22 protein-coding genes are annotated in these 23,024 nt (G+C 47.0%); 12 read left to right on the forward strand and 10 right to left on the reverse strand.

What is annotated here, in order from left to right:
- The first annotated feature begins 35 nt into the window (after positions 1-35).
- Positions 36-713, forward strand: coding sequence for a DedA family protein (locus tag JOY44_RS09945; RefSeq protein ID WP_171573423.1), 678 nt, complete (start codon positions 36-38; stop codon positions 711-713).
- A gap of 45 nt (positions 714-758) precedes the next feature.
- Here the strand turns inward: JOY44_RS09945 and JOY44_RS09950 are convergent, their stop codons facing one another.
- The 5 genes from JOY44_RS09950 to cpdA form a co-directional block, all read right to left on the reverse strand.
- Entirely contained in the window at positions 759-2,186 is a 1,428-nt protein-coding gene (locus JOY44_RS09950) for a DUF4335 domain-containing protein (protein ID WP_171573424.1), read from the reverse strand.
- 69 nt (positions 2,187-2,255) lie between these two features.
- Positions 2,256-2,846 (reverse strand): DUF3038 domain-containing protein, encoded by a 591-nt coding sequence (locus JOY44_RS09955; protein WP_171573425.1) that lies wholly within the window; start codon positions 2,844-2,846, stop codon positions 2,256-2,258.
- Between the two features lie 115 nt (positions 2,847-2,961).
- Positions 2,962-3,666, reverse strand: a complete 705-nt coding sequence (locus tag JOY44_RS09960) for a diacylglycerol/polyprenol kinase family protein (protein WP_197985101.1) — start codon at positions 3,664-3,666, stop codon at positions 2,962-2,964.
- 106 nt (positions 3,667-3,772) lie between these two features.
- The gene (locus JOY44_RS09965) at positions 3,773-4,192 is read right to left on the reverse strand and encodes a GFA family protein (protein ID WP_171573824.1); all 420 of its coding nucleotides are present in this window, start codon (positions 4,190-4,192) and stop codon (positions 3,773-3,775) included.
- A gap of 743 nt (positions 4,193-4,935) precedes the next feature.
- Positions 4,936-5,748, reverse strand: a complete 813-nt coding sequence (cpdA, locus tag JOY44_RS09970) for a 3',5'-cyclic-AMP phosphodiesterase (RefSeq protein WP_171573426.1) — start codon at positions 5,746-5,748, stop codon at positions 4,936-4,938.
- Between the two features lie 182 nt (positions 5,749-5,930).
- On the opposite strand from cpdA, the gene JOY44_RS09975 reads away from it, so the two are divergent.
- Entirely contained in the window at positions 5,931-6,629 is a 699-nt protein-coding gene (locus JOY44_RS09975; protein WP_171573427.1) for a DevA family ABC transporter ATP-binding protein, read from the forward strand.
- A gap of 40 nt (positions 6,630-6,669) precedes the next feature.
- Here JOY44_RS09975 and JOY44_RS09980 read toward each other — a convergent pair whose 3' ends face one another.
- Entirely contained in the window at positions 6,670-7,212 is a 543-nt protein-coding gene (locus tag JOY44_RS09980) for an FHA domain-containing protein (RefSeq protein ID WP_171573428.1), read from the reverse strand.
- Between the two features lie 1,021 nt (positions 7,213-8,233).
- Between JOY44_RS09980 and JOY44_RS09985 the strand changes: the two genes are divergently transcribed.
- The 7 genes from JOY44_RS09985 to JOY44_RS10015 all read left to right on the forward strand — a co-directional run bounded on the left by JOY44_RS09985 (position 8,234) and on the right by JOY44_RS10015 (position 14,624).
- Entirely contained in the window at positions 8,234-9,508 is a 1,275-nt protein-coding gene (locus JOY44_RS09985; protein ID WP_171573430.1) for a dihydrolipoamide acetyltransferase family protein, read from the forward strand.
- Between the two features lie 29 nt (positions 9,509-9,537).
- Positions 9,538-10,263 carry a DUF1995 family protein gene (locus tag JOY44_RS09990; protein WP_171573431.1) on the forward strand — a complete coding sequence of 242 codons (726 nt, stop codon included), beginning with the start codon at positions 9,538-9,540 and terminating at the stop codon, positions 10,261-10,263.
- Positions 10,264-10,507: 244 nt separating this feature from the next.
- Positions 10,508-11,275: a metallophosphoesterase family protein gene (locus tag JOY44_RS09995; RefSeq protein ID WP_171573432.1), complete on the forward strand. Its 768-nt coding sequence runs from the start codon at positions 10,508-10,510 to the stop codon at positions 11,273-11,275.
- A gap of 516 nt (positions 11,276-11,791) precedes the next feature.
- Complete coding sequence (locus JOY44_RS10000) at positions 11,792-13,096, forward strand: S1C family serine protease (RefSeq protein ID WP_171573433.1); 1,305 nt, start codon at positions 11,792-11,794, stop codon at positions 13,094-13,096.
- Positions 13,097-13,248: 152 nt separating this feature from the next.
- Entirely contained in the window at positions 13,249-13,533 is a 285-nt protein-coding gene (locus JOY44_RS31345) for a diguanylate cyclase domain-containing protein (protein WP_197985103.1), read from the forward strand.
- 120 nt (positions 13,534-13,653) lie between these two features.
- On the forward strand, positions 13,654-14,070 hold the full coding sequence (locus JOY44_RS10010; RefSeq protein WP_171571820.1) for a helix-turn-helix domain-containing protein: 417 nt from the start codon (positions 13,654-13,656) through the stop codon (positions 14,068-14,070).
- Positions 13,983-14,624 carry an IS630 family transposase gene (locus JOY44_RS10015; protein ID WP_171571819.1) on the forward strand — a complete coding sequence of 214 codons (642 nt, stop codon included), beginning with the start codon at positions 13,983-13,985 and terminating at the stop codon, positions 14,622-14,624. Before JOY44_RS10010 ends, JOY44_RS10015 begins: the two co-directional genes overlap by 88 nt.
- Before the next feature lie 1,237 nt (positions 14,625-15,861).
- Here the strand turns inward: JOY44_RS10015 and JOY44_RS10020 are convergent.
- Together JOY44_RS10020 and JOY44_RS10025 are read right to left on the reverse strand one after the other, a co-directional pair.
- The gene (locus JOY44_RS10020; protein ID WP_171573434.1) at positions 15,862-17,196 is read right to left on the reverse strand and encodes an ATP-binding protein; all 1,335 of its coding nucleotides are present in this window, start codon (positions 17,194-17,196) and stop codon (positions 15,862-15,864) included.
- Positions 17,197-17,344: 148 nt separating this feature from the next.
- On the reverse strand, positions 17,345-18,469 hold the full coding sequence (locus tag JOY44_RS10025) for a potassium channel family protein (protein ID WP_197985104.1): 1,125 nt from the start codon (positions 18,467-18,469) through the stop codon (positions 17,345-17,347).
- Positions 18,470-18,594: 125 nt separating this feature from the next.
- Between JOY44_RS10025 and JOY44_RS10030 the strand changes: the two genes are divergently transcribed.
- The 3 genes from JOY44_RS10030 to modB all read left to right on the forward strand — a co-directional run bounded on the left by JOY44_RS10030 (position 18,595) and on the right by modB (position 21,573).
- The gene (locus JOY44_RS10030) at positions 18,595-18,888 is read left to right on the forward strand and encodes a hypothetical protein (RefSeq protein ID WP_197985105.1); all 294 of its coding nucleotides are present in this window, start codon (positions 18,595-18,597) and stop codon (positions 18,886-18,888) included.
- Between the two features lie 9 nt (positions 18,889-18,897).
- Positions 18,898-19,695 carry a molybdate ABC transporter substrate-binding protein gene (modA, locus tag JOY44_RS10035; RefSeq protein WP_197985106.1) on the forward strand — a complete coding sequence of 266 codons (798 nt, stop codon included), beginning with the start codon at positions 18,898-18,900 and terminating at the stop codon, positions 19,693-19,695.
- Between the two features lie 66 nt (positions 19,696-19,761).
- Positions 19,762-21,573, forward strand: a complete 1,812-nt coding sequence (modB, locus tag JOY44_RS10040) for a molybdate ABC transporter permease subunit (RefSeq protein WP_171573435.1) — start codon at positions 19,762-19,764, stop codon at positions 21,571-21,573.
- A 21-nt stretch (positions 21,574-21,594) separates the two neighbouring features.
- Here the strand turns inward: modB and JOY44_RS10045 are convergent, their stop codons facing one another.
- Positions 21,595-22,224, reverse strand: coding sequence for a DUF938 domain-containing protein (locus tag JOY44_RS10045; RefSeq protein ID WP_171573436.1), 630 nt, complete (start codon positions 22,222-22,224; stop codon positions 21,595-21,597).
- 61 nt (positions 22,225-22,285) lie between these two features.
- A complete protein-coding gene (locus tag JOY44_RS10050; protein ID WP_171573437.1) occupies positions 22,286-22,987 on the reverse strand; it encodes a rhomboid family intramembrane serine protease in 702 nt (233 codons plus the stop codon).
- Positions 22,988-23,024 lie beyond the last annotated feature (37 nt).

Raw genomic sequence — 23,024 nt, forward strand, 5'->3', positions numbered from 1 at the left:
TTGTGACATTAGTGACTTTTTGTTAAGGCAGCATCATGTCCCTGGATTTCATCTCCCTAGAATCGATTGAAAATTTAGCTCAGCAGTATGGTTATTGGGTTATCTTTTTTGGAATTTTGTTAGAAAACATTGGAATTCCACTTCCAGGCGAAACGGTCACCTTAGCCGGGGGCTTTTTAGCGGGGAGCGATCAGCTTAATTATTGGTTTGTTTTGGGGTATGCAGTGCTGGGTGCCATTTTGGGCGGCAATATTGGCTACTGGGTCGGTCGATATGGCGGTTGGCCTTTGATGCTGGGGGTTGGGCGCGTTTTTCGAGTGCCTGAATCCCGCTTAATTGCCATGAAAAATCAGTTTGGTGAGAATTCAGCAAAAGCGGTGTTCTTGGGAAGGTTTGTGGCGCTGCTGCGAGTTTTTGCTAGTCCCTTGGCGGGGATTGCTGAAATGCCCTATCCGCAGTTCATGTTGTATAACACCCTAGGGGCGGCGGCTTGGGCATCGGTCATGGTGACGCTATCCTACTTTGCAGGTCAATTTGTACCGTTAGATAAGTTAGTTGCCTTGGCAGGTCAATTTAGTGCGGTAGTCTTCGTGATTTTGGCAGCTTGGATTGTGATTCCGCTTTGGCTAGAGTCTCGAAAAGCTGCTCAAGTAGTGAAAGCGGCAACCCTTCCTGAAGAAGTTTCTACAAACCCTCAAGAATCAGGCAGTTAGTTTAAGTTGATCTTTTGTTTATTGTTGTGGCTTTTAGAAGCCGTTCTAGTTTGGTTCTAAGAAGGCTTGCACTTTACCATCGGTGCTGAGAACCAAACGAATTTTGGCGCTTTGTGCGTTAGGAGTTGCCGATACGAAGGGATCTCCTACAAGTGGCATTCCTGTTCGATCGATATAATCGCCTGATAACTGCCGTAGTGGAACGACACTTTGAATGCTGCCATTGGGCGCAAGTAAAAGGCTATATTCAAGCGTCTGAGTCAGCCCCTCAGGGGGCTTCCATCGCTGTTGGAAATAGGCTCTTACTTCAGCCACCTGGGGAATGGTGTCAAAAGCAGTGGCATTCGTTGCACGATCGCCACCGCTTAAAGCACTACGCGATGCCGATGATTGCCCGATTGGCTCCACTGGCGCAGCCGCAACTTGACCGCTGGCTAAGGCAGCACTGTCTGCGCTGGCAGAGGATGGATCGGTCTTTTTCGATGCTACGGCTGCATTCTCGCCTGTAATAATCGTGGGGTGATCTGGAAGTCCGGTAATCGGAACCGTTGCGATCGAATTTTGCGGAAGGGATTTAGAACTGGGTAAAGTGGGACTAGCCAAGGATGCACCCGGTGCAGGTTGAGACGGAGCCAGCTTAGGGATCTCGATTTTTGGAGTTGATCCTACCGGGGGAATGGGTGGCAATCTTTCAGCCGAAATCACTGGAGGAGTGGCTTGATCGACCACCGATGGAGAAATTTGGGTTGCTATGCGCTGGTCGTTGCTGCTAGTGTCCTGGCTGGGGTTCGATGACATTGCGGTTGGTGCCATCGAGCTATCCAACAGTTTGAGCGCTGATGCAGATAAGCCCACAACTGCCACCGCGATCGCCGCGATCTGTGCCCAATTTTCCCTACCTCTAAACCAGCCTGTTTTTGGCAGGGTAGGCAGTTCCAAGAGGTCAGCAGAATAGTCATCCAGCGCGGTTGCCAAATCGAAAAGCTGTAGGGTACTTAGGCGAATTACCGCTCCTGATTCTTCTGTGGCTAAGGAGCCAAGGCTCAAATCGTGCTTTAGCAATCCACTGGGTTGCAAGCTAATATCTACGGTGTTTCGCTCATGAGAGCCAGAGAGTGGTTTTTCGCTAGATTCGGTTGGATCGCTAGATTTGGCTGGATCGGTGACGGCAATCTTAGGAGTATCTTGGTCAATCGACGCAGCAGAAGGAAATGTAAAATCCTGAGATTGATCTAAAAAAGTTTGTACGTAAGTATTTACAGTGTGTCTTAAGTCTTCTAGCTGATCGCGATCGCCGTTCAACTCTACCCACCGCTCCTGAGACAGGGTCGGATCATCCAGCTTTAGGTGAAACCGTACATTCTTCACAACCGATTGCTCAGCCCAGCGAGATAAAGCTGAATTCTCTGCCATCACCTCTAAAGTGCAGGTTGGTGGGGTATAGCGACGCATGACTGATGGAGATCGGAGCATAGAGAAGAGGGATTAGGATGAAGGGCTAGGAGTTAGGGAGAGAAAAAATATGAAAACTGGTATATGAATTCAATGGAGCTTGGTGCGATCGATCAGGGCTAACCACATCCGACGAAATCCATGGTTCGAGCTGTAAAACAGCAGATCAATCAGCAATTTTAGTGCCAAATTCATCAGTGTTTCGGGAGAGACTGCATCTCCTGCCTCCATGCGTTCTTGATAGGTATTGTTGAACTTATCTAAGTAATCTCCTAAAAGAGCCGTTTGATGAGGTTGCCGCTGTTGTTCTGTCACCTGCTCAAGTAACGCCACTGCCCGTCGAATGAGTTCATGCTGCTGCTTTGCCAAATGGCAGCTAATCAGAACCAGTGCCCTTGCTTCTTCCACATCGAGCTTTTTACGCCCACCTTGCCCTTTACGCAGTGGGTTGGATTGACGCAAGCGCCATAATGCCACTCGATCTGCCACCATTGATTCCAGGTTGAGGTCGATCGCCGCTTGCAACATCGCCTCAGAGCCAATCCCAGTTAATGCTTCTAGTGCCAGTAACACCAAATCAATTTGGGCTTTGATGTTGTCTAGCTGTTCAGGATGTGGAGAAGTGGTGAGAGGAAACGCCTCTATATTGTTGAATGGCAGAGGTTTTAGGTCGGGGGGCATAGCTTTAAGAATAGGCGAGAAACTAGGCAAAAGAGGAACGGTTACAGGTCTTGAAACGCGATTTGCCAATTAGCGAACGATACTACTCTGATTTTGCCATGACAGATCCCCTTCCCTATTCTAAAAATAATAGAGAGCCTAGGAGAAAGGCGATCGCAGCACTGCCCACAGGAACGGTTAGATTATCAATCCCAAACTTTGAAAAAGCTTCCAGCCCCGTTGCCCAGAGGGCGACCGCAACAGAAATGATCCAGGATTGCCAAATATTGCCCTGTACGCTGACCAAAATGCTGCTGCTAACCACAAAACTGGCGATCGCCATTGTCAAAGAACCTTCCCAACTTTTTTGGGTATCCCAAAGCGTGTAGAGATGCTTGCCAAATCGTTGCCCAATTAGAGCCGCCAAACCATCGCCCCAAGTCATGACTAAAACCCCTAAAACGGCATACTCACGCTGCTCAATCGTCCAGAAGTAACTAATCAATAGACCAATGCTGACAGCATAGAAAAAAGTGCCTAAGCTTTTGCGCCCGACCCCGTTAATGCTGGGCAGAATGGGAAACTGATAGGACAGAAATGCGATCGCGCTAAATGCGATCGAGGCACCAATGCCCAACCATGCTGGAGCTTGCAGCCACCATGCCAGCAAAATCACATTCCCTACGCCAATGTGAACCACTTTGCGAACCACTTCTGGGCTTGCCAGTTTTGTCCTGTATAGCCATTCCGCAGACAGCCCAACCAGTCCCAACCAAGTCCCAACCAAACCAAGTTGGAGCCAAAGCGGGACTGGAACTACCCACCAAGAGGAAATTGTCACAGGCAATCTAACCCAAAGACCACAATTCCTTCCACTCTACTGCTGATCTAGTTCAAGGCGATCGCATCTGAAACCTCTCTTTGGCTTTCAGAGTGACGAGCTAGTGTTATGTGCCTTCAATATTCTCACTGGACGCAAATTTGGCGAATACTTCTGCTTCTGTCAGGTTCAAGGTTTGATTAGCAAATTCATAGTAACCAGGTTTCATATCGATAAAGATTTGCTCCTTGAATTCAAACTCAATTTCATTTTGAAAAAGACCTGCCGGAACAAAATATTCACTGGTATGCAACAATCTGTAGAACAGATGCGTACCGCATTCACCACAAAAAGCTCTTTCAGCCCATTCTGAGGACTTATACACTTTCAGTTTATCAACACCGTCTATCTGCACATCTGAGCCGCACGCTATACCTAATGCTGGTCCACCTCCCCATCGCCGACACATGCTGCAATGACAGGCATCTATGCCCTTCTTATCTGGCGTTCGGACAGTTATTGCACCACAAAGACATTTACCATCCATACCGATTTCCTGTATCTCCAGTGTTTGCTGTCTGAATTTTGGCACCTAACTAGTGTTAGGCGGAAATTTTTCGGATAACGCTCCAAAACGGGTGAATAGGCAGATGTTTTCTGTATACAGTAAATTTCAAGTGAATAATAGACCGCAGTGATTGAACCAACTGAGCGCATAATCTTAGCAGGTAAGAAGACCACCTGTGCTCCCACCGCTTTAATCACCCTGCGAGCTAAATGAGCATGATGAGGCTTTGAGAGTGTCCATGACAACAATCGCCCCGACCCATAATTGTGGGTAGAACGTCGTGGACATCACTCAAGAGTGCTGAAGTATCGACACGTTTTCTAGGGTCATAGATGCAATCAAACCATCAAGGTTCAGTGCCCCAATGGGTGAAACGCTCCACGATTACGGGAGACAGTATCGACAGCCCGTTCTCACAACAAAATTCGTGAAAATAAGCGCACCCTGCCCAGAGGAATGCCTGCTTCGTCAATGAACACCCAATTGTGCACTCCACCTGCTGTAGCCAGCGACGTTACTCATTTCGCTGTTGACGAACCATAGGAGTATCTTGCTCACTCGCGTACAGTGATTTCTACGGGTCAGCCTCAAGCGTTGCGGCGCTCGACACAAGGTCGGTTGACTCACCTTAAGTCCTTGATAGGCTTCTAATTGCTCACACAATTCTGCTAAAAATCAGTTGACATGAGAAATAGCCCCTTGCAAGCAGAACTATCTTTCTATTAATAGCCTGCCGCAGCAAAATCAAGTTTGCAGCTATAAACAACCCGCTCAACTTCACTTTCCCATTTTCCATCCGGATAAAGTGTCACTAAACGCAAACCGGGCTGCTCTTCATCCAATGCAAAGTTAACGCTGTTCGGCTTAAATTGAATGCAGGTTGAGGGCGTGCCTAAGTAATGCACTTGATTGCGCTGATGGCTAAAGTTTTGGTGAATATGCCCGAATAAAACGAGCTTGACGTGAGAATGGCGATCGCACACCTCAAAGAATTCTTCCGCATTGAGTAACCCAATGTCGTTCATCCAGTCGGAGCCACTTAAAAAAGGCGGATGGTGAAAGGCAATCAAAGCCGGGGCATCGTTTGATTGCCTCAGTTCTTGATCAAGCCACTCCAAGCTTTCGGGTGATAGGTAGCCATGAACACAGCCAGGTACGCTGGAATCTAACAACACAATATGCCAGGGATCGGCATAAAAAGACTTTTGAGGCGAAATGGGCGATCGCGTTAGCACCTGCGCCATCGTCTTTGGGCAATCGTGGTTTCCCGGCAGCCAGTATGTCGGAATTGCAAGCGGTGAAACCATTGTATGCAATCGTTCATAGGATTCTGCTGTGCCGTCTTGGGATAAATCACCGGTTAAAAGTATCAGATCAGGCCGCTGCTCTAAAGCGTTTACTTGCTCAATCACACATTGAAACGATTGACTTGTTTGCAAACCTAACAGCTCCTTTTGAGCATCGGCATACAAATGAGTATCGGTAATTTGGGCAATTAGCAAAGGTGATGGAGAATTGACAGCGACAGCACTCATAAAAAGTTCCAACATTGCAATCAGTGAATTCAAGCAGTCGAGAAAGCACGTCAGCCTGAGAGAAATAGACAGAGGGACCCACATACACATTAGTATGTTTGGAGACTTAGGCCTGCGATCTACCTCAGTAAACGGTATGATTTCGATCACACAGAAGCTCCGTGTAGAAGAGTTATTAATCAATGCGGCAAGAACCAATCATTGCAATTGACCATGTGAATCACTATTTCGGCTCAGGGCGACTCCGAAAGCAAATTTTGTTTGAGGTCACTACAGAGATTCAACCGGGAGAAATTGTGATTATGATGGGACCTTCCGGTTCTGGAAAAACCACTTTGCTGACTCTCATTGGGGCACTTCGTTCAACCCAAGAAGGCAGTCTAAAAGTGTTGAGCCGAGAATTGAATGGTTCCCCAAACCGCTTGTTAGTAGAATTACGGCGCAATATTGGGTACATTTTTCAAGCGCATAACTTGCTAGATTCTTTAACTGCTCGCCAAAACGTGCAAATGTCTATGGAATTGCATGAAAATTTATCTGAACGTGAGCGGCGACGTGGAGCCGAAGAGATGTTAGAAGCGGTTGGATTAGCCAATTGGAGCAACTACTATCCTCAAGAGCTATCGGGTGGGCAAAAGCAAAGAGTTGCGATCGCCCGCGCCCTTGCCAGTCATCCTAAAATTGTTTTAGCTGATGAACCCACTGCGGCCCTAGATAAACAATCGGGTCGAGACGTTGTAGAAATCATGCAAAAACTTGCGAAGCAGCAAGGGTCAGCTATTTTGTTAGTGACCCACGACAACCGCATTTTAGATGTGGCGGACCGGATCATCTATATGGAAGATGGCTACTTGTCATCATTGGAGACGGCTCCTACATAAATACCGTTACGAACACCGTCCCTTTGTCTTTTTAATGGTTTTAATAGTGGGTCTCTTGGATAGAAGATTTAGGCGCAGCCCAGCCGGAAACAAAGAACTCTGCGCGAATCTTGTTGAACTCGATCAAATCTCCATCTTTAAGAAACTGCTGCTGCAATGGGACCAACTTAGAGCCATTGACCCAAGTGCCGTTGCTGCTGCCTAAATCCATAATACAAAAACCTTCATTAGGGTGATGCCCGATTACTGCGTGGCAGCGAGAAATGGACTTCTCCAAAATGGCGATCGCGCAATTGTTACTACGTCCGATCAACCAACTGTTCGCCATTTCAGTGACTTGAGTTGAGCGAACATTAGTCAGGTTAGTGGTTAAAAAAGTGGTTCGTCCAGTAGTGACAGCTTGGATGTAGTTAGAGCTAATTTCGCAACGGCTTGGCGCATTCAAGATAGGCTGGATAAAAGTTGCGACCTGACTAAGATTTTGCCCAAGCTCCTCAATCAAGGATTCTGAAATAGACGGATTTTGCTCTAGAAACAAGTGAGTACGTTGATCAACTTGAACAGGAGATTTCAGATTCAACATGGTTACCTAATCTAGAAAACTTATGATAGTGCAACAAGCGTTTAAACCGGTTTGCTGAATCTAGACCCTTGACGCAACCAAAGATGATCAAAAATCTATCTGCTGGGTCTAGCTAAGTGCGAATACATAGACTAAACACTAGCTTTATTACCTCATGCAATGATTCGAGACAAACTTTTCTAAACCTTTACAGAGTTTGTCAGTATTACGAATCTTTTTTGAAGCTTCCTTACGGACTTTTTATACTTTTGCTTACCATAAGGCGCGTGGCCCTTGGTCGGATGCTCTACTACTCTGACTGGAATCTATTGAAGTGGATGGTCGCGACGGTCTACCTGGGTTTAACGTTTGAGTACCGATTGGAACTTCAGACTGATTGGGCACTTGAACGCTAAGCCCGGTACTGATTGTTTGGTACGACCGTTGGTTCACGTCAAATCTATTTCCCCACCACCCCTGGGAGCTAACATACCGAATGCCAGCTAGGGCTAGGATGAAACCAATAAACGCTGGAACCCACCAACCAGGCTGTTGTCGCTTCTTTTCCGTACTCATTTTTACACTCTGTTGAGTTTTTGCTGCCCACAATCACACTTAGTCTTAGCCTAGGTTATTTTGCCTTTCCTAGGTGCTAATCATTAAGCCCTACTTTATGGTTTCTTTGAAATAAGCGGGAGTAATCGCCAACATTGCAGCCTCTGCGATCGCTGATTTCACGGGGAAAGCTAACCTTGGCATTGCACCGATGAATGCGTTGTCGTGGCTATTCTGCACACAACTCTCGGTAAGGTTTTCCCCCAACTAACTCGCAGCACTATTGGAGAGCTAGGAGATAGCAAAAATGATTTCCCTGTAGCTCTGGGCTTTATGATGTTCAAGCTTGTAAAATTGAGGTTGGTTGCCCTGACTGCTTGCAACTTAACTAGCCTGATCCTTCTATCTTGCTTGGCTGGTAGCCACTGCAACGTCGGCTGGCGATCGCTTTAATTTGATTTACACTGTTTGCTTTGGAAAGTGCCCCATGATTAATGAAGTCTTCATGCCTGCTCTCAGTTCCACCATGACGGAGGGAAAAATCGTTGCGTGGGTGAAATCTCCGGGCGACAAGGTGGAGAAAGGCGAAACCGTTGTGGTGGTTGAGTCAGACAAAGCAGATATGGATGTAGAGTCTTTCTATGAAGGCTATTTGGCGGCAATTGTGGTGTCAGCGGGCGAAACTGCCCCTGTAGGAGCTGCGATCGCGCTAGTGGTTGAAACCGAAGCAGAAATCGCCACTGCCCAACAGCAAGCAACTACTCCAGCGAAGCCGGAAGTTGCGGTAATGACATCAGCGGCTCCGGCTCCGGCTCCTTCTGTAGCACCGCCTTCCACGAATGGAGGGAGTACTGGCAACGGTCGCCTGATCGTCTCTCCTCGTGCCCGGAAATTGGCAAAAGATTTAAAGGTTGACTTGAATACCTTAAAAGGTAGTGGTCCTCATGGACGCATCATTGCTGAAGATGTGGAAGCCGCTGGGGGGATTGTCGCTCCCCTCCCTAGTGTGACTGTTCCTGCTGTAGTGGCTCCTGTCTCAACGGCAGTGGCTTCCAATAAACCTACTGCTGCCCCTGCGCCCGTCGTTTTAGGACAACAAGTTCCCCTCAACACTCTGCAAAATGCCGTTGTGCGGAACATGCTAGCCAGTATGGAAGTTCCCACATTCCATGTCAGCTACAAAATCACGACCGACAATTTAGACAAGCTTTACAAACAGGTGAAGTCTAAAGGGGTCACGATGACGGCGCTGTTGGCAAAAGCAGTCGCCGTTACTTTGCAAAAACATCCGGTTGTGAATGCCAATTATGTCAACCAAAGTATCAACTATCCAGCAGCGATTAACGTGGCGATCGCCGTGGCAATGGATGATGGCGGACTAATTACCCCCGTTCTGCAAAACGCAGATCAAATGGATTTGTATTCCTTGTCGCGTAGCTGGAAAGATCTGGTTGACCGCGCCAGAGCAAAACAACTTCAGCCCGATGAATACAGCACTGGCACGATTGCGATTTCAAATTTAGGTATGTTTGGGGTTGATCGATTTGATGCGATTCTTCCGCCGGGTATGGGTTCCATTCTCGCGATCGGGGCTTCCTTACCCACCGTAGTTGCAACAGATGATGGGTTGCTGGGGGTGAAGCGACAAATGCAGGTAAACATGACCTGTGATCATCGAATAATTTATGGTGCCCATGCTGCCGCATTTTTGAAAGATCTGGCAAAGTTGATTGAGACGGATGTTCAATCCTTGACACTCTAAGAATAGACACATAAGTATAAATACGATTAATGGTTGATTTTCCTACTACTCTGGATGAAGCGATCGCCCAAGCTCAAACAGCAACCCAAGCCGCCTTGGCAGCAGGCTACACACGGTTGCAAGTGGAGTTGGCAATTCCAGAATTAAAACCGATGCAGCCTGCCCATCAGTTTCTTCCAGCCTTGGCAGGCTATGGCGCTGGGCTAAAGATTTTTTTCACTGATGCAGGCGCAGCAGCCCTTGCTCGTCGAGACTGGGGTGATACTACTCATTCCATTCAAAGTATTGACATTGCAGGCGCTCGTCAAACCACGTTAGTGGAAGAGTTGGCGACTTCAGAAGATCAAGCATTTATGTTCGTAGCGCCCTCTTCAGTCGAAGTATTGCTAGTAGAACAGATTTGTAATGCGGCAGGCGATCGCCCAGTTCTTCTTTTCAATCCTCGATTAGAAGATGTCGGCGCAGTTGGAATTGGCTACACAGCGCGTAAACTCCGAGAGCGATTTTTGAATACTATTGAGCCTTGCTATTTCCTAAAGCCATTAGATGGAGCCGCATTGCTGCGATGCTATCCTTCTAACTGGCAAGTATGGGCTGGCGCAGATGAAGCCTATACCCTAATTGCAGAAGAGCCATTAAAACCAAGTTTGGAACGATTGGATGAAATTTTCCTAAAAAACAGTAGTGTTCAACCCTCTCGTGCCAAAAGTATGTTTGCAGGATTAGAACGTCTTTTAAAGGCTTTGCGCCAGTGATTTTGTGACGTTCGCTTTAGTCTGAAGCTGTTTAACTTTCCATCCTTTTTTAGAAGGAAAAGAGCCAGTAAAGCCGAAGTAAAGTTGATGAGATTAACTGTAATGTTTAGGCGGTTTATGAGAACCGAAAGGATAATCGGGGCATAATGAAGTAGGTGATTTATATCACTGCGTCAGTATTCGTAAGTTAAATTACAGATACTGCACTGGTGCATTACTGTTAACGGTGTTAAAAGGCGATCGCATGACTCAAGCTCGTCATCGACGGATTATCATAGGCGATGTTCATGGACATTACCGGGCACTGATGACGCTGTTAGAAGCGATCGCACCCGATACCTTAGATAAAGTCTACTTTTTAGGCGACTTAATTGATCGAGGACCCGATAGCGCCGATGTTATTAGTTTCGTGCGGCAACATCGCTACACAAGCTTGCTGGGCAACCACGAACAACTGATGCTCGATGCTTATCCCAATGGTCGCCCTTTCGCCCCCGCCCTCCAAGCATGGTTATACAGTGGTGGAAGAGCAACAATCGCCAGCTACGGCGACACCGGAGGGCTTTTTCAAGAGCATCTAGCCTGGTTGAAAACATTGCCATCCTATCTTGACTTAGGAGATATTTGGCTGGTTCATGCAGGGGTTCATCCATTGCTCCCCATCGAGTCACAAAGCCTTCAAGAATTTTGTTGGATTCGAGATGAGTTTCACAGCAGTTCCAAACCCTACTTTGCCGATAAGTTAATTATTACCGGTCACACCATTACTTTTACCCTACCGAAGGTGGAACCTGGAGAATTGGCTCAAGGCTGCGGTTGGCTAGATATTGATACTGGAGCTTATCACCCAAAAAGTGGTTGGCTCACCGGCTTGGATATTACTAATCGTGAAGTCTATCAAGTCAATGTTTATACTGGAGCCAACCGCAAGCTGCCTTTAGATGAAGTCATCACTCGTATTGAACCTACACAAGTTTTAGCTCACCGTCAGGCATTACTAAATCGCAGCTAAGTACTTGACATTAGCAACCATCCCCTATGTGATGCTTCGATCATTCTGTCGAAGCATTTAAGAGATAAGGAGAACTCGGCAAAAGATATACGCTTCGATTTACCGCAGTCGAGTTTATCAAATTGATCGACCCGTATCTTGTGCTGAGTCAGCTACTCCACCGACAGAAGTGCTAAGGGCTTCAATCTGGTGTGAACCTCTAAATAAATGGTGGATATAATCCCCAAAAACTATCCGGATGCCCTAGTAAACCTGTTGAAAGGTAACAATACTCGCTAGCTTTCGTTTAAACATTAAAAACGCTCTGGGGGTGCCAGAGCGTCGAAATAATAACCACTCTCTTCTACTTGATACTTTTTAGCTTCTCCTGTTTCCGCAAACTTTTTGGAAATGGTGTGACAGTTTGTTCACCGTTTTAACTGGGCAGTTTAAGAGGGGTGCTAAAACCACTATTTCAACGTGTTGAGGGGCTGGAAGCTAGGTTGGTTTGCACCAAACACTCTTTACTCAGATGCCATGAAATTACGATATTTGCTGTTGTTTGTTGCGTCGGCTTTGGTGGTTACGCCTATTCCAACCATTAGTGCTCCAGCGCTAATTGCCTATGAATCTCGCACGATCGCAGGGTCAGCAGATACGATTTACCAGCGGGTGAATCCGGCTGTGGTGACGGTATTTGCAGGTCGAGAAATTGGCTCTGGCAGTGTGGTTAGCTCCAATGGATTGGTGATCACTAACAACCATGTGGTGAATGGGGCGGTAGGTAGTCAGGTATCTGCTACAACATCTGATGGGCAGCGATATCCAGGGCAGGTGATTGCTATTGATCGCCGTTCCGATTTAGCGCTGATTCAACTGCAAACTGGGGCGCAACTGCCCACGGTGCCATTGGCGAACAGCACACCGCAACCTGGAGAAACAGTGTTAGCGATCGGCAGTCCTTATGGTCGTCCAGGGGTGTTGACGACGGGCACTTTTAGCAGCGTGCGAAGTAATGGCGATCTGCAATCGAGGGTAGTATTGCGACCTGGAAATTCGGGTGGACCGTTGTTGAATGGGTTGGGTGAGATGGTGGGAGTAAATAAGGCGATTTTGGAGTCGGCACAGGGCCGCAACACTGGGATCAGTATTGCTACCAGTGTGCAAGTTGCCCGGTCATTTATTGCCCAAAATGGCTCAGGTAATATTGCTTCGGTGTCGCCAATTTATAATGGCTCGATGCAGCGATCGCCTCAAGCACAAACGCCCATCTATCAGCCGCCAACTGACCCGACGATATCCCAATTTCCCGGTAGAATTGTGTTGCCGAAGCCGCAAGATCCAATCTGGCGATCGCGCCAAAATAGTCGTATTTATGAGTCGGTCAACAAACCAAGTAATCAATTTGCGTCTCGCTATCCCAATGGCGGCTACTCCAGCGGTCAATATTCCGGCGGTGTTGTTGTCATCCCAACACCAAACGACGGGCGCTTAAATCCAGTCTATGAAAACTCCCAAGTTCCCACTCCCCAATATGAAAATCCTGGTTTTAATTCAGGTTCAACATCTCCATCAACCAGTGTTGACTCAAATTCTCCAGCGATTTCGGGCGTTCAATTAGGCGTGACCATGGATACTCGAACGTTAGTCATTCAGAGCATCAATAGCGGTTCAGCCGCGGCAAATAGCGGCTTGCAAGTGGGCGATCGCCTGCTAGGAGTGAATGGGAATGCCCTCCGCAACTTTGATGACCTAAAAGCATTTATCAGCACCGCTCCCACTTCTGCTCAGTTTACTATTGCCCGCAATGGGCAGGCAGCGACTGTTGGAGTTCAGTTTTAAGACATCTGGAGAATTAACTAGCCAGTCAAACTACTGACTGTGCTGGAATTGACAGTCTTACCCCCCCCTGAATCTGGTGCAGTTGATCCATCACTGCCACTACCTGACTGTGGCTCATTTGTTCATCGCATTGCTCGTCACCTCATTCTAGAATGGCAACGACCTCAACGAGAATAAAACCCTCTGGCTCTGATTCTGATTATTTCAAACGCTACGATGATAGCTACGGGCATGAAGGCGGTGATGACTGCTTAATGCGAATGACACAGGCGATTGCTCAAGCGATAAAACGCCCAACTGATTTAGTTGCCCGGTATGGCGGTAAAGAGTTTGCTGCAATTCTGAGTAATACCACGATAGAAAGTGGCTCAAGGTTGCGGCGAATATTCAAACTACAATCGCATTTCTGGCAATTCCTCATAAAAGCTCTGAAGTGAGCCATTACAGCACTTTAAGTATGGACTCGTCAGCCTGATTCCCGCAGAAAGGCAAAGTCTAGATTTAATATGATCTTTAAAGCTTATCAAATACAGCGGATTGCAGTCAGATAGAGGACAATGAAGGATTACAACGTTGGGTCAAAAATGAAGCCGTATTCCATAGACTTTCGAGAGAAGATTGTAAGTGCTATGGAGAAGGGTGATAGCTCGATCCGAAAAGTTGCTGCCCGCTTTGCTGTCAGCAAGAGTTGCGTCGAGAGATGGATGATTCAGAAGCGCACAGAAGGTCACGTCGTTCCCCATAAGCAGGGTGGTTCGGTGAGTCCTGTGATGGAGCACAAAGACCAGTTAGTGGCGATCTTCGAGAACCAGCGCGATGCGACCTTAGCGGAATATTGTGAGCTACTCTTTGATGAGACTGGGCTATGGGTTAGCCAAAGTACTATGTGCCGAACCTTTCAGAGACTCAATTTACCGCGCAAAAAAAAACGCTCCGCTCCAGCCAAGCCACCAGCGAACGAGTCCAACTCCTGAGACAGGAGTACTGGGCACAGGTGACGAGTATAGAACTCAAAGATTTAGTGTTTCTCGATGAGATGGGTGTTCTACTGGGACTCATGCGAACCCATGCCCGTGCTGCACCTGGGGAACGAGCGTATGACTTCAAACCTTTTTATCGGGGCAAGAAGGTGAGTGTCATGGGCGCGATTACCGTCTCAAAGGTGCTGGCTGTGATGACGATAGATCAGTCGATGGACGCGGTTGTCTTTGAGGTGTACGTCTCAAAGTGTCTTGTGCCTCAACTGTGGAAAGGGGCTGTCGTGGTCATGGATAACCTGCCTGCTCACAAGGTAAAAGCCATTGCACCTTTAATTGAGGCGGTTGGAGCGAAGGTTCTGTATCTGTCTCCTTACTCTCCCGAATTTAATCCGATTGAGCATTGGTGGTCACAGTTAAAGGCTTTCCTAAGACAGTTCTCGCCGACAACCTCGAAAAGGGTAGATACCCTCATTGCCACAGCGATGGATTTGATAGATCCTCAACATTTGCACAACTGGTTTGCACACTGCTGTTACTGTCCCTCTTAACACTGCAATCCGCCGTAAGTTAATTAACACATTGTTTATAACTCGTTCAAACCAGAAGTAGGACATCACCTTCTCTTCTAAAAAGAATCTATCATCCTTATCCTTTTTTATCTTTCCACCTTTGTCAACTTTCAATGGCTGAACTCCTGAATTACATCCTGTAAACTTGCTATGAGAAGGAAATTCTTCTCCTGCATGGACAAACTGAGAACGGCACTGATATATCGTAGTTAATAATTTTTTGACTTCGCTTTTATGGATTTTCCAGGTTGGATCAGTTTCTTTGTGCCAACCCAGGAATGTGAATGAATCGTCTTTCTCACTAAAATCTTTTCCTCTTGGCTCATATAGTAAGGGCGATCTGTCAAAAAAAGTTGAGTCCAGGTTTGACATGATCACATCTTTAAATTTAGCCTGCAATTTAATATGATCTGGTGTAAAAAGAATGCTCAGGAGTTCTTGTCGTAGTGTTTCATTCAATTCATGTTTGTCAAAAAAGCCACAAAGTTTGTCTTTTTGAGGTAGGTCTTCCACTGTCGGAGATACTGAACTAAATGCTCGTCCAACCGTTTCTGCACTGGAGATCAGTAAAATATAGGCAGCTTCATAGCTATTTAGTATCACTTCTAGTGAACTTTGATAGAGATTTACAGCTTTGATTAAAATGCGTAGTTTATCAAGAGATTGCTGCGTTTTGACTTGTTGAATATTGAGCCAGATTCTATCTAAAGTTTTTTGAGTTTCTTCACTCTCAATCGAAGCAAATAGATTGCTATGATGTTCTACCGTACGATGCCTCCGTTCAATTAGCTTTTCCTTGCCATCTACAATTAACAAGAAATCTCGCTTGGATATTACTGTTCTGCCACTGGCAAGAGATAGCAAAGAACCAATTTCATCATTTATTTTTTGAGAGTTGTAACCGTTGACCCCTTCTGGTTCTGCGTGACTTATTGTGACTTTCAATCGCTGTGGAGATGCGGCATGAAAGTCTCTTGTTTGGTCATAAGGTTCAAGAATATAATGCCCGAATTTTAATGAATCTGATAATTCACCATATGAATGAAGAATACAGATGCGACTCTTAATTCTAATTTTAGTTTTTGATGAATTTCTCAAAAAAATATCTCGAAATATTGCGCTCATGAGACTCTGAGTTACTGAAATTGATTGATAGTTAAACTTTTAAGCTCACTGCAATAGTATCTGCAAGTAACGCAATTGGCGTAAGCAAACCTTATAACCGTATATTTTTTGATGCTGTTAGATCAGCGTGAAGAAAGTCAATAAATTGGCGGGCAGTTCGTCCCGATCGCCCATTGTAGCGAGTTGCCCACTGAAGCGCTTGAAACTCCAACTCGTCTGGGTTAAGAGAGATTTTGGCTTGGGCAGCTAAATGGTGAACGATCTGTAAATAAGTAACTTGATCGGGTGGCTCAAAGGTCAGCGTTAGTCCGAAGCGATCGCTGAAGGAGAGCTTTTCTTGCACGGTGTCCCAGGCATGGACTTCATCACCGTCTTTGGGACGGGGACGATCGCCAAAAAACTCCCGAATCAAATGCCGACGATTAGAGGTGGCATAGACGACTATATTTTGCGGTCGCGCCGTTAAATTTCCTTCCAACACCACCTTTAGCGCTTTGTAATCGTCCTCGTCTTCTTCAAACGACAGATCATCGACAAATAAAATAAACTTTTGCGGCAGCGAACGCAGTTGATCGGCGATCGCGGGTAAATCTCGCAGTTCCGACTTGGTAACCTCAACTAAGCGCAAGCCATCTTTGCTATAGCGATTTAGCAGCGCCTTCACTAACGATGATTTACCCGATCCACGACTGCCATACAGCAACACATGGAGCGCTGGATAGCCTTTGAGTAAAAACTCTGTATTTTTCAACAGCGATTCTTGCTGCACGCTGTAGCCCACCAGATCCTCCAGATTTACCGGATCGGCGTGGGCGATGCCCACTAGTTCGCCCTGATGCCATCGCAATGCAGAAAACATCGCTGTAATTCCAGTTCCGCGCTGACGGTAATAAGCGGCAAATACTTCTATGCCCTCTGCCCAGTTAGTCTGTTCTAACTGAAGCTTGACAGACGCTACTGCTGAATCGCCTGATGATTCCCAGGATGTCGCGGGTAGAGAAACCTGCGCGATTGCCTCCACCCAGTTTCTCAGCTGCGCTTCCCCACAATTAGACACCTCTTGCAGCACTCGCAAATCGTGCTGTGCTGCCAAAACTAAAACGGACGACACAGCTTGAAAATCTTTTTGTTGCGCCTGTTGAGTAAATGGATTCTCATCCTGCAAAATGCAGGTGAGCAACAGATCTTGCCAAGATTGTTCTGCTTCTGCAAGGCAGCGAAACCAGCGACCATAGGCATGAAGACAATCTAAAACATCTGCATCTGCAACGTCTGCGTTTGCCTGCTGCTGGACGTTGTGAATGGCTTGCAGCAATGCTAGAAAAGCTTGTCCTGCTTCCTGCTCAAAATCAAACACCGATTGATACACCAACAAAGATGCTGCTTTTTGCAGCAATTGAAACGCAGACAACTCAGGCGATCGCATTCCCACACCCAGTAAAAGATCCTTCCATCATCCTGTAATTTCCGGCATTGCTAACAAAGAGAAAGCTTGGGGAGTGAACCCTCAATATTGACTTTACTCTCTGCCAGAGTCGTACAAAGAAATATTTCTACAGCTAAAAAATATTCCCTCATTTTTGATGTCGTGTAAACTTGGTGCCGCGATACTGCATTTGGCGTTTAGCAGCATGATGTCGTGCAAATTTGGGAATATCGCCCAGATGCCCCATCACAATCAGGGTATCGCCTTCCTCTAAAAAGGCTTCTTGATCAGGATTGATGATGGTCGAACCGATTGCTTTACGGAGTGCCACTACTATAAAAGTGCCTTTGCCGCGTACCTGCACACTTCCTATCGTTGCCCCTGCCAAATTAGAGCCAAGAGAAATCGCCAGTTCTTCAACCTGAACATCAATTTGAGCCAACAGTTCATTCAGGCTATTGCGTCCATCATCTTGCTCCAAAAAATCTAGTGTGGCAGGATGCGTAATCATATGCGACATGCGAAGTGCCCCGATCGCCGCTGGAGAGACAACGCGATCAGCTCCTGCCTGCAATAGCTTTTTTTCTGTGGAAAGATACTCGCCTCTTGCCAAAATAATCAGATCAGGATTCAAGCCCCGCGCCGTGAGCGTAATAAACACATTGATGGCATCATCGGGCAAAACAGTTGCTAGATGCCTTGCTCGCATAATTCCGGCGGCTTCTAAAATATCTTCATCGGCAGCGTTGCCCATCTGCACCAAAAAGCCATTGCCCTCAGCCTGTGCTATCCGATGATCATCATTATCAATGACAACGAAAGGCTGGCGAGCAGCTTCCATTTGATGCGCTAAAATTTGCCCAATGCGACCGTAGCCACAGATAATTACGTGGTCTTTTAGCAAATCAATTTCGCGTTTCATGCGTCTTACTCCCAATGCTCGTTTGATTTCGCCTTCAGTAATCATTTGCAGAAAGCCGCCCAAAATGTAAGCAACTGAAGTGCAGCCCGAAATAATGACCATCATCGTAAAAACTCGCAGGGGAGGTGTCATGGGTCCGATTTCGCCAAAACCTACCCCGAAAACGGTGATGACTACCATATAGATAGAGTCAAGCCAGTTCCATCCTGCTAGTCGATAGCCTGCGACTGCGACAACTAGGGTGCCCCCTAAAAAGCCTCCGCCGATTACCATTCGCTTCAGTGAGCTTTGCATGCGATCGCCACCATCAACCCAAAAATCAGCCGAACCCACAGATGATGAGGCACCCATCGATTTTAAGCAGGTGTCTATGCTACAAACCCAGCGGCTCAGTCAGAATAAGCCATTTAGAACCTGAGCTTTCACCTAATTTAAGTCAAACAGCGAGGAGTGAAAAAGTAGCGTGTAGATAGTTAATGGAAAAACCCAACACACCCGTTGTAAAGACAGACAGAAGCCTGAGTAAGTACTATTCTCAACTCGCATTTTTCTATGCTGTACCCATTGAAGTATTAGGAGGATTAATCGGTTTAGGAGGGGCTGAGTTTCGATTGCCTGTGTTCGTGGGTGTGTTTGATTGGAGCGATCATTGGGAGGATGCTGGCTGGCATCGTTCCAGCAACAGCATTAAAGTTTGGTCTTGGAACAATCTTAAATATTTCGGCGTTTCGAGTGTTTCACAAATCGAGCTGAAGCACTGTTTGAGTTAGGAGAAGAAAATGATGAAGAGAATTTTTAGTCTTGCTTTAATTGCTGGAATGGCGCTGGTGATCGCGCTAGCGGTTGGCAGGGGATGGGATGGTCAATCTTTGGCGATCGCGCAAAATAATTCTCGATTAGTTGTGTCGGCTGCTGCCAGCTTAACCGATGCGCTGCAAGAAATTGCTCCACTTTATAATCAAACTCGTCCAACCGTCACCTTGCGCTACAACTTTGCCAGTTCTGGCGCACTGCAACAGCAAATCGAAAATGGTGCGCCCGCAGATATTTTTATTTCTGCCGCTGACAAACAAATGGATGCAATGCAGCAGAAAAATTTGATTGAATCCGCTAGCCGTCGCAATTTGTTAACCAATCGATTAGTTCTGGTAGTGCCCAATACAGCATCAGGAGTGACTAATCTTCAGAGCTTGAAGGATCTACGCGTCAAACGAATTGCGATCGGTGACCCGCGCAGTGTTCCAGTCGGGCAATACAGCGAAGAAGCGTTAAAGAAGCAGGGATTATGGAACTCGTTAAAACCTAAGTTTGTGTTGGCAAACAATGTGCGCCAAGTGCTGCAATTTGTAGAATCGGGTAATGTGCAAGCGGGTTTAGTGTACGCTACCGATGCGAAAACATCCAACAAAGTTAAAGTGGTTCAGGTTATTCCTGCTAGTTTACACACGCCAATTACTTACTCGATCGCCGTAGTTAAACGCAGCAAAAATCAAACCTCTGCACGCACGTTTATCCAGTTTTTGTCGAGCAGCAAAGCAAAACAAATCTTTCAAAAATATGGCTTTGGAGCCAGCTAATTTTAGTTTTAATAATGAGTTTTTAGGTGTTTCAACTAATTTTTTGCTGCATTCATAACCATTGTCATGACGACTATTGATCTGTCTCCCCTTTGGATTTCGCTCAAAGTTTCAGCAGTGGCGACTCTGATTACCTGTTTTGTCGGAACTGCGGCTGCCTACGGATTGTTGGGCTATCAAGGAAAGTGGCGATCGCTGCTGGATGCGGTGTTTATTTCCCCTTTGGTGCTGCCGCCAACCGTCGTTGGATTTGTTTTATTGCAGTTTTTTGGTCAAAACGGTTGGGCAGGAAAACTGCTGCAATCGCTGAATGTAGAACTTATTTTTACCTGGTATGCAGGGGCGATCGCCGCCACTGTCATCACCTTTCCGCTGATGTATCGGACTGCCTTGGGAGCCTTTGAGCAAATTGATAGCAATCTACTCCACGCTGCTAGAACCTTAGGCGCTTCGGAACTACGAATTTTTTGGCAGGTTAGCCTACCGCTGGCGTTGCCCGGAATTTTAGCGGGGGTAACCCTTACATTTACACGGGGATTGGGGGAATTTGGCGCGACGTTGATGCTAGCTGGCAATATTCCCGGTGAAACAGAAACCATTCCCTTAGCAATTTATTCAGCCGTAGAAGCGGGCGCAACCGATCAAGCCTGGTTCTGGAGCGTCATCATTTTGTCTATTTCCCTCTCCGCGATCGCCACAATCAATCTCCTTCTCACCCCTCATCGCACCTCGCACCCCACACCCCACACCCTGCACCCTGCACCCCGCCGATATCCAACATCTGAAACCCAACCCTTCCTACGGGTTGATATTCAAAAGCACCTCCCTTACTTCTCCCTCCAACTTGCTTTTCACACCGATCGCTATCCTTTAGGAATTCTTGGTGCATCAGGAGCAGGCAAAAGTTTGCTGTTGCGCTGTATTGCAGGCATCGAAACGCCTGATCAGGGATGCATTGTTCTCAACGGACGAGTTTTATTTGACTCTCAGCTTGGCATTAATCTTCCTAGCCGCGATCGCCGAATTGGTGTGATTTTTCAACACTATGCGCTGTTTCCGCACCTGACGGTTGCCCAAAATGTGGCGTTTGGATTGACTCAAACTAAGAAAGCCTTACGGCAACGCATAGAGGCGCAATTGCAAGCAGTGGAATTGACAGGGCTAGGCGATCGCTATCCCCATCAGTTATCAGGGGGACAACAGCAACGCGTTGCCCTTGCCAGAGCATTGATTTGCGACCCTGATGTTTTGCTGCTGGATGAGCCGTTTTCTGCATTGGATACCCATTTACGCTTTCAAATGGAGCAAGAATTAATTGCGACCTTGAACGCTTATTCTGGGACGACCCTGTTTATCACCCATAACTTGGAAGAAGCCTATCGCATTTGCCAAACCTTGCTGATCTTGGAGCAGGGCACCGCGATCGCCCATGCCGATAAACACACCATTTTTGAACATCCCAACCGGGTTAGCATTGCCAAACTGACAGGCTGCAAAAACTTTTCCCGCGCCAAAGCCCATGCCCCAGTCAACGGAGTCCAGCAAATTGACGCTATCAACTGGAACTGTACCCTCCATGTCACAGAACCTATGCCATCACATTTAGCCCAGGTTGGCATCCGCGCCCACCACATTCAATTTGTAGATAGTCCACCCGTGAGCTCTAACCTCAACACTTTTTCTTGCTGGGTTGCGGCGATTAGCGAAACGCCCCATCGCATGACCGTATTTCTCAAACTTCAGTCGGTTCCACTCCATGCAAGGGATTACCATTTGCAAGCAGAAGTGTATAAGGAAAAATGGGAAACCCTAAAAAGCCGACCTTTTCCCTGGTATGTTCACTTCAATCCACAGCAATTGATGTTGCTAGAAGCATAGCGATCGCCCAAGCAATTGCTGCTAGCGCTGAAACACTACCGACAAATTATTGGAAGGCATAGCAACGGTTTTTAGCAGTGTCAGGTCTTGGGTCTGAGCAACGGCAACCACCTCTTCTAAATTTCGCACGCCCCATTCAGGATTTTGCTGTTGCAGACCCCGGTCAAATTGGGCATTGCTAGGAGCCGTATGTTCACCACCCTGCTGAAATGGACCATACAAATATAAAATGCCACCTTTGGGTAAAATTCGCCCAGCCCCCGCCATCAATCCCAGACATGCCGTCCAGGGCGCAATATGAATCATGTTGGTGTTGACAATCGCCTCAATAGGTTCATACCCCATGTTGTCCTGTTCCACGGTCCAGACTGAATCGCGCACATCTAAAAAGATGGGTGGATGCAGATTTTTTGCTGGCAACTCCTCTTGCCAAGCGGCAATGCTGGCACGGGAGATTGGGTTGGGGTCGGAAGGTATCCAGTGACGCGGTTGCAACCGGGGCGCAAAAAACACTGCATGTTCGCCCGTGCCACTGGAGATTTCTAGCACCGTACCCGTGGGTGGCAAAACCGATTGCAACACCGCCAAAATTGGCTCTCGGTTACGAAGCGTTGCTGTGGAATGTTGTCGGGCATCCAAAGGAGCAGGCATAGAGTCAACAATCAGAAAGAGTTTCCTTATTGTGCCCTACATTGTTTCTTCAAGCAGCGCTTTACTTGGCAACCATACTTGGATCACGGCGCATCCCAAACAGCAGTGCTATGAGCGCCCCAAATACAAAACCACCTGCATGTGCCCAGTAGGCAATCCCACCGCTTTCCATGCCAATATTGGTGCGAACTTGGAGGCTGGCAAAGCTGTAGAGCGCCTGCTGCAAAAACCAAATGCCTAGAAATATGAAAGCAGGCACCCGCAGCGGAAAAACTGACACGAGTGTCAGAATTTGCGCCAGAGGAAAGCGAACAATATAAGCGCCCATTACTCCCGCGATCGCACCGCTGGCTCCCAAGGATGGAATTGCTGATGTAGGCGAGAAAAACCACTGGGCTAAGCTTGCCAATACTCCGCACGTGATATAAAACACCAAAAACCTAGAGTGGCCCAGTTCATCTTCTACATTGTTGCCAAAAATCCAGAGAAACAGCATGTTGCCAAAAATATGCAACCAGCCGCCGTGGAGAAACTGCGAGGTAATCAGAGTCGCCAGTTCAGGCAGTTCGGCTCGTGCTCCAGGATTACCCTCAAAGGTGGCTGTAAGCTGAGCCGGAATGACTGCCGCTGAATAGAAAAATCGCTCTAGCTGAGGCTGAGACAGGGTAATTTCGTACAAAAACACCAATACGTTCAGTGCAATCAGGGCATAGGTGACGTAGGGCGTTGTTTTTCCAGGGTTATCGTCGCTAATAGGAAACATCTGACCCGCTAGCCAAAAGAGTTTGTTTTAGCATACA

This window comes from Leptolyngbya sp. Cla-17 (genome assembly GCF_016807185.1).
In the GTDB taxonomy this organism is placed as follows: Bacteria; Cyanobacteriota; Cyanobacteriia; order Leptolyngbyales; family Leptolyngbyaceae; genus ULC077BIN1.